This is a genomic window from Kocuria sp. CPCC 205231, assembly GCF_040980965.1.
GTDB classification, from domain to species: domain Bacteria; phylum Actinomycetota; class Actinomycetes; order Actinomycetales; family Micrococcaceae; genus Kocuria; species Kocuria rosea.
This window is the reverse complement of the sequence record NZ_JAVKPP010000041.1, coordinates 1-5057: the sequence shown is the minus strand read 5'-3', so window position 1 is coordinate 5057 and position 5057 is coordinate 1. Positions and strand designations below refer to the sequence as shown.

Below are 5057 nucleotides of genomic sequence, written 5' to 3'. Positions count from 1 at the left end.
CTTCTCTACCGGGAGTTCCGCCTTTCTACCACCTGCCCACCCCGCCAGCTCGGCCTCGAGCCCAGCGCCCACCAGGTTCAGGAACAGGCTCTAATGCAACGTGCGCGGGAATAGGGACTGCCTGCACCTTCCGGGCAGCTGATCCACGTCATGTGCCCGCCCTGCCGCGCCCTTGCCTGGGTGCCGCGTCGGGGCGTGTGAGAGTCTGGCCTCGTCCCCACCACTCTCCCTTGGAGCCCCCTTGAACGCTGCCGCGCCCTGCCCTGCCGTCGAGAACCTTCCGGTCGTCGACTCCTTCGCCGTCGCCGCCCAGGTCCGCATGACCGCCGCCGGTACCCGCGCGCGCCTGGCGGTCGCCGTATCGCAGGACGCACGGGTCAGCTCGAACACCCTGATCTCCACGCTGCTGACGCTGGGCCGCCAGGTGCTGGAGGAGTACCGGCTCACCGGACAGGAGCTGCCCGAGGTGGAGGTCACCGCGGTGGAGCGCGTCGAGACCGTCCCGGCGACCGCGGCGGCCGCCGGGTTCACCGTCGGGGTCACCAACGACCTGGAGGCCAAGCGCTCCATGCTCGTGCTGGATTCGGATTTCTTGCTGGGCAACGACGGCGGGGTGCTGCTGGCAGCTGCCACGCTGCTGGCCGGCGCCGAGCACCTGCTCGACCCGGAGCCGGCTGGCCGCTCCAGCCACACCGGGCGCAAGCACCAGCCCTCCTCGCCCAGCCACCGGCGCTCTGGCGGCCGCGGGCGCGGCCGCCGCTGAGCCTCCCGAAGCTCTTCGCACTGCCCCGGGACAGGAGCCTCTATTGCAACGTCGTCCTTGCGTGATCGCCGCTAACCGGCCATATGTAAAGCGAGTGGTGGCGGTGAGCCACCTGCCCTTGATCCCCACGGTGGTTGGTGCGCCGTGTGCGTAGAGTATGGGCATGATCTTCAACCGTCTGGCGTGGTGGTGGCTGCGATAGCAGCCGGTTGAAGCACGACCACGGGCTGCACAGCAGCCCGTGCCCCACCGCCACGGCCTTGCGTGCAGCTCCTTTTCTGACAGGAGCACGCACATGGACTCGTTCGCCGTCGCCGAGCAGCGCTCAGCCGAACTGACCCGCACCATCGACCAGGCCCCGGAGAACTTCCGGGTACTTACCGGGGAACGCCCCACCGGGGCTCTACACCTGGGCCACTACTTCGGCAGCATCGTCGAACGCCTCCGGCTGCAGCAGGCCGGGGTGGAGACATTCTTGGTGCTGGCCGATTACCAGGTCATCACCGACCGGGACACCACCGCCCGCGTGCAGGAGAACGTGCACAGTGCGGTGCTGGACTACCTAGCCGCCGGGCTGGACCCGGAGCGCACCACGATCTTCACCCACTCGGCGATACCGGCGCTGAACCAGCTGCTGCTGCCCTTCCTGAGCCTGGTCACCGAGGCCGAGCTGCACCGCAATCCCACGGTCAAGGCCGAAGCCGCCGCCTCCGGCCGGGCGTTGAGCGGGCTGCTGCTGACCTATCCGGTGCACCAGGCCGCCGACATCCTCTTCTGCAAGGGCAACCTCGTGCCCGTGGGCAAGGACAACCTGCCCCACGTGGAAATCACCCGGGTCATCGCCCGGCGCTTCAACGACCGCTACGGGCCCGTTTTCCCCGTGCCCGAGGCCCTGCTCACCGCCGCCCCGGAAGTACCGGGGCTGGACGGGCGGAAGATGTCCAAGAGCTACGGCAACACCATCGCCCTGTCGATGACCGCCGAGGAGACCGCGGCGGTGATCCGGCGTACCGTCACCGACGCCGAGCGTCGGATCACCTTCGACCCGGCAACCCGCCCCGGGGTCTCCGCGCTGCTGTCCACCGCGGCCCTGTGCCGGGGCACCACCCCGGAACAGGTCGCCGAGCAACTCGGCGACGCCGGGGCCGGGCGCCTGAAACAGCTCACTACCGAGGCCGTCAACGACTTCCTCACCGGCCACCGGCGACGCCGTCAGGAACTGGCCCGGGACCCGCACCTGGTGCGCGACGTCCTGCGCCGCGGCAATGCACGGACCCACGAGATCGCCGAGGCCACCCTCACCGAAGTCCGCGAGGCCATGGGCACCATCTACTGACCCTCCCTGTCCACCCAGTCCTCCCGCCGGGCCGGGATGTGAAGCCAACGCACGAGGCGCGGAACACGGGAGGAGCGGCCGACACGCACAGCACGGGCGGGGTGGAGAGGAACACGGCAATCCTCGATAGCGTGGAAAGACCTACCCCAGGAGGTTCCTCATGATGGACGTCGCCGGCTTCGGAGCGTTCCTCGGCCTATTCATCTGGCTGCTCATGGTCGCCATCACCTTGTGGCTGCTCTACTGGGTGGTGCGCAAGGGCGTCACCGCCGGCATCAAGGACTACGCGCAGAAGCACGGCGACCGTGCCGGCAGCTTGCGACCATAGACGAAGGCGATGCGCACCCCCCGGACCTTGTAGGCGTTTGCAGACGTCGAACGAGAGGGCCAGGACGGGTCACAGATGGAGAATGGGCGCATGTCAAAACCATTCGGGTGGGTGCCCGACCTCGAGCGGGGTGAGTGGCTGCGCCCGGTGGAAGCCGAGCCGCTGGGTAGCGTCCTGTCGGTGGTGCCGCGCGGTTTCCAGGCCTACGCGCGCCTGTTCCACCCGGTCGAGCGCGACCGGCCACGGGCGACAAGGACCTGGCAGGGCCTCGATCAGGCTACGCATTTCGCCGGTGTCCACGACATCGAGGCCGCACTCGAGACGCAGCGGGCCAGCTGGGCCCAGGCCGCGGCATCCTTCGGCACGACCATGCACGCCCAGGCCCAGTACGCACGCCTCGTCCGCAGCGTCTACGGTGCGGTCGACGGCGTGATCGCCGCCGACGGGTGGCGCTACACCGACACGACCGAGGGCCGCCTCGATGCCGCGTCGCTGGCGGCGGCCGCGGCGGTGCTCGCCCGTCACACCAGCACCCCGGATGCCGGGATCGCCGCGATCTGGGAAGGCTGGGGAGGGCTGGTCAGTTCGTCCGGAGCCGCCCGTTACGTGCTCGTGCCCAGCGACGAGTGGCCGGCCCCAGACATCGACGAAAACACGGGGCACGTCACCGCCCCCTCGCTGCGCCAACGACTGGCCGGGGCCCTGCGGCAAGGGCTCACCGGCGCGCAGGCGGTGCTGCAGGCCCGTCCCCGGGGTGCCCACCGCGACCCCGCACCCGGCACCGGAGTACTGCCTCCGGAGATCGCCGCCGGGCCGCGGTTCGCACTGCACGGGGACACCGGGCGGCACTACGTCCTGTTCGAGGCCGGGGCCCACGACTTCGCCGACCCCACCTGGCCGACCCATGCGCCCTGGGTCGATGAGCCCATGTGGGCGCCCTCCCCCAGCATCCTGTGGCCAGACGACCACACCTGGGTGCTCGCCACCGAGATCGACTTCGATTCCACCCTCGTGGCCGGCACCACGGCACTGGTGCGCGAGCTCGTACGGACCCCAGGTCTCGAAGTACTGCCCCTCCGCACCGACGCCGACCTCACCTGGGACGGCGACGCGCTCAACCGCCCCAAGTGACGTCGTAGCCTCGGACGCCGCCCGGGCATCACCCCCAACTGCACGTGCCGATGCCCATGGACCCGCGACGATCAGGAGCGTGGGCGGTCCCTGTCGTTACGGGGCCGCCCAGGTGTGAGCATCCCGGTCTCGTTCAGCAGGAGTGCACCTCCTGCTGCGGGGAGAAAGAGGAGGGCGGGCAGCCATTCAGTGATGGCGAACAGGCCTAGAGCGAGAAGGAGAACGACGATCGCTGCGACTCGGACTTTGGTGTGCATGACATCACTTCCGTTGAGTTCGCGAAGCCTAACATCGGCCTCCAGAACCCCTTGCCACCCGACTCGCCGGGCAGACTCCCAGCGCAAACGGGAACCCTCCACGCAACTGCGCGGTCAGACAGAATCATGGAGCCAGGGAGCAGTCACGGGCCGCCCGGGATGAAGGCGAGAACTGCAAACACGAGGGAGACAACACCACAGAACACTGGCACCGCCCAGAGAAACGCGATCTGTGTCCTAGAGGCGCCGTCTCGATACGGACTCTCGCCTTTACGCCGATACCACCACAGCATGAGCAGCCAGATTGCCCATAACAGAGCTCCGACGACGGGGATGAAGACTTCCGAGACAGATGCGGTGTCCGAGAAGTCCGTGCACCCCGACAGATCCTCTAAGCAATTCATAGGGCATGTTCTCACGCCGATTGCTCATGCAAACGCACTCTGCTGCCGAGTGACAGATCGGCCTGATGGAGCACGCAAGAGGGACCACAGCTGGGCACTGACATGCTTCCTCGGAAGTCCCGGGAGTCCGCTGACTAGTGATGCCCGTTTGACCCGCCCGGTGAAAAGCCCGCTAAGGGGGCGACATATGCATCATGGCTTCAATGGGAAAGAACGACCTCAGATAGTGCTCGCTTGCGGCGGCTCCCGGCTCCGCCGGTACAGGGTCGCCCTCGACATGCCCAGGTCGCGGGCGACCTGGGTGGCCGGCTCCTCGCCTCGATCCGTCGCAACGCCACCCGGATCTGGGAGTCAGTGAACGTGGGACGGTGCCCGTCGAGGTCCTTGCCGGCTGCCCGGCATTTGATCACCGAGTCGGTGACCCACTCCCGTTTCTGGAGTCGCTCCCTGGGCGGCCGCTATTTTCCGAACTTCTTCAGTGCCTTGTCTAGGTCACCGAGAGCCTTCGATGCCTTTCGGGCGCCGCCGCCTTCGTCCTGCATCTTCACGCTGTGTCCGCGCGAGCAGCGCAGCGTGCGTTGCTTAGCGACGTCATCGAGTGTGAAGCGCACCTTGCCTCCACACTCTGGGCACCCAGTCTCCAGATTGTTGGTCATTGCCTGATCACCCTTCGATAGGAACTATTGGTGACCATGATGATCCTGGACCCCGACGGTTTTGGAACTGACACGACCAATGGTCCGCGGTTCTCACTTGAACAGCTCCGCTGTGACTGTCGACGGTAAATGGCGGTGTTCTGGCAGAGGTAATTGGCGGCTGTGGTACTCCTGTGGCCTCA

The 5057-nt window shown here is 67.4% G+C and carries 5 protein-coding genes; 4 read left to right on the top strand and 1 reads right to left on the bottom strand.

Annotated elements, in window-relative coordinates:
* Nucleotides 1-241 precede the first annotated feature (241 nt).
* The 4 genes from RF640_RS18660 (at nt 242) to RF640_RS18645 (ending at nt 3558) form a co-directional block, all read left to right on the top strand.
* Nucleotides 242-763, top strand: coding sequence for a hypothetical protein (locus RF640_RS18660; protein WP_368828637.1), 522 nt, complete (start codon nt 242-244; stop codon nt 761-763).
* A gap of 295 nt (nt 764-1058) precedes the next feature.
* On the top strand, nt 1059-2099 hold the full coding sequence (trpS, locus tag RF640_RS18655; protein ID WP_368828636.1) for a tryptophan--tRNA ligase: 1041 nt from the start codon (nt 1059-1061) through the stop codon (nt 2097-2099).
* Between the two features lie 160 nt (nt 2100-2259).
* Nucleotides 2260-2427, top strand: a complete 168-nt coding sequence (locus tag RF640_RS18650) for a hypothetical protein (RefSeq protein ID WP_197412747.1) — start codon at nt 2260-2262, stop codon at nt 2425-2427.
* Nucleotides 2428-2517: 90 nt separating this feature from the next.
* Nucleotides 2518-3558: a hypothetical protein gene (locus tag RF640_RS18645; protein WP_058875418.1), complete on the top strand. Its 1041-nt coding sequence runs from the start codon at nt 2518-2520 to the stop codon at nt 3556-3558.
* A 1119-nt stretch (nt 3559-4677) separates the two neighbouring features.
* On the opposite strand, the gene RF640_RS18640 is transcribed toward RF640_RS18645, so the two are convergent.
* Nucleotides 4678-4875: a hypothetical protein gene (locus RF640_RS18640; RefSeq protein WP_368828635.1), complete on the bottom strand. Its 198-nt coding sequence runs from the start codon at nt 4873-4875 to the stop codon at nt 4678-4680.
* Nucleotides 4876-5057 lie beyond the last annotated feature (182 nt).

What these genes read in the sequence shown, in the direction of transcription:
- trpS (WP_368828636.1), top strand. Translation starts at nt 1,059, where the DNA reads ATGGACTCGTTCGCCGTCGCCGAGCAGCGCTCAGCCGAACTGACCCGC.
- RF640_RS18650 (WP_197412747.1), top strand. Translation starts at nt 2,260, where the DNA reads ATGATGGACGTCGCCGGCTTCGGAGCGTTCCTCGGCCTATTCATCTGG.
- RF640_RS18645 (WP_058875418.1), top strand. Translation starts at nt 2,518, where the DNA reads ATGTCAAAACCATTCGGGTGGGTGCCCGACCTCGAGCGGGGTGAGTGG.
- RF640_RS18640 (WP_368828635.1), bottom strand. Translation starts at nt 4,875, where the DNA reads ATGACCAACAATCTGGAGACTGGGTGCCCAGAGTGTGGAGGCAAGGTG.